Origin of the sequence: Paenibacillus sp. MMS18-CY102, from assembly GCF_009789195.1 — a bacterium.
Lineage (GTDB): Bacteria > Bacillota > Bacilli > Paenibacillales > Paenibacillaceae > Paenibacillus_T.
The window spans coordinates 1-1,665 of sequence record NZ_WSTC01000075.1; the positions used below are offsets into that span (position 1 = coordinate 1).

At 48.1% G+C, this 1,665-nt stretch carries 1 protein-coding gene; it reads left to right on the forward strand.

Annotated elements, in window-relative coordinates; genetic code table 11:
* Positions 1 to 228: 228 nt before the first annotated feature.
* Positions 229 to 1,650: a transposase gene (locus GON22_RS25885; RefSeq protein ID WP_202113501.1), complete on the forward strand. Its 1,422-nt coding sequence runs from the start codon at positions 229 to 231 to the stop codon at positions 1,648 to 1,650.
* The last annotated feature ends 15 nt before the right edge of the window (positions 1,651 to 1,665 follow it).

Genomic DNA, 1,665 nt, shown 5'->3' on the forward strand with positions numbered 1-1,665 from the left:
CATGACTTATGCAGTTCGCCCCAACAACTGTAAGGACAAAAGTTCAATAGATTTCTAGCTAAAAACAAGATAAAACACTTGACAAATAGAAGTCGCCTAAATAATTGCGAAGGATACCTTTTTAACGGGGTATATCTTAGAGGATTTTAGGTGATTTTTTTGAAGCCAACGTTAGAAAAACCGCGTTTTCGGAAGCTCATGCACGGAGAGTGTGCTGGTGCGCCTCTTTTGCGCACGTTATGGGATCGGTTCGATTTCTCTTTATTGCTTACTCAGAGCGGAATCGTTAAGCGAAGTGGCGCGCCATCTTGGATGCTCTGTTTTATGTATGTGATCGGTTTGGTTTCGGGTTGCTCATCGGTTAACCAAATGTCCCAGCTTGCTGGCAAAGATGCTCTTCTGGCGTTGATGTTCAAGCCCTACAAACTGGCGCAGTATACACTTAGCCGCTTCCTGACGACGCCATTTGCATGGCGGTCTTTTAGCAAGAAGCGTGTTCAGCGACTGCAAGCCGACGTTGACACTGCTTTGCACGAAGGCGATTGCATTAATCTTGATGATACTCATATCGCCCATCCTTATGCGAAGCAGCTGCCTTTTCTGTCTTGGCTGTTTGATGCTTCCAGCAAGACATATGGTTGGTGCATGAACCTCGTCGTGCTGCAAGCTGTACGGCAGAATGGGCTAGAGTATCCGCTATTTTACAGCATTTGGCGCAAGCCCAAAGAGGATGGGGCCGTACTTACGAAGCTGGATCTTGCCAAGCAGATGCTGCTTATGCTGCGCGAGTCTGTTTCGTGCCGATTATGGGTCGCCATGGACCGATGGTATTTATGTAAAGACTTTTTTGTATTTCTAGAGGCGAACGCTTTCGATTGGGTGACCAAGGCTAAGCGGAACACAGCACTCTACCGGAGAATCCAAGTGCCAGGCAAACGTGAGCGTTTTGTTCCTGTATCTCCGCGGCAGCTCATCGCGGAATCTTACAAATGCCTGGCCACTGGCAGCGGGCTGGCTGCGGTTGCGATTGAAGGCATTTATATGAAACTGCCCGATGAAACCATTGGGCGTAAAGGAAAAGCAACGACAAAGAACCGTCTTGTGCCGATCGCAGCCGTTGCGGCTATTCGAATAAAAGAGGACGAGACAAAAGACGGCCACGATAACAACGAAGAGGATACTGCGACCTACAAAGGCGCGTACCTACTGATTAGCAACCGTTTCGACGCTCCTCGAGAAGCGCTTGCTGTCTATGGCAAACGTTGGCGTATTGAGGTTTTCTTTCGCATGGCCAAGCAGGAGCTTGGGTTCGAGGAATGCCACTCGACTTCGGAGGCGCACCAAATTGCGCATTTTGAAATGATATTTGCTGCTGAAACCTTGCTTTCCTATGCCTTATGGTGTGTAAACAAAGAAAAAACGAGTGATGAAAGCTGCACCCACGGCCAAATGGTTAGCGGCTTCTTCCACACTCGTTGCCAGGTTCGTTTCAGATGCCACAAGGGATCTGAGCGAATCTATATTGATTTTGACACAGAGGTTCGCCGTTTTGCAACCCTTATTTCACAATTCTGGCCACCTGAGCTTGCTATGTCTTGGTGGCCGGTTTATTCAAGCATAGATTCTCACACTTGCCAGTTAATCTCGTGAACTGCATAAGTCCTG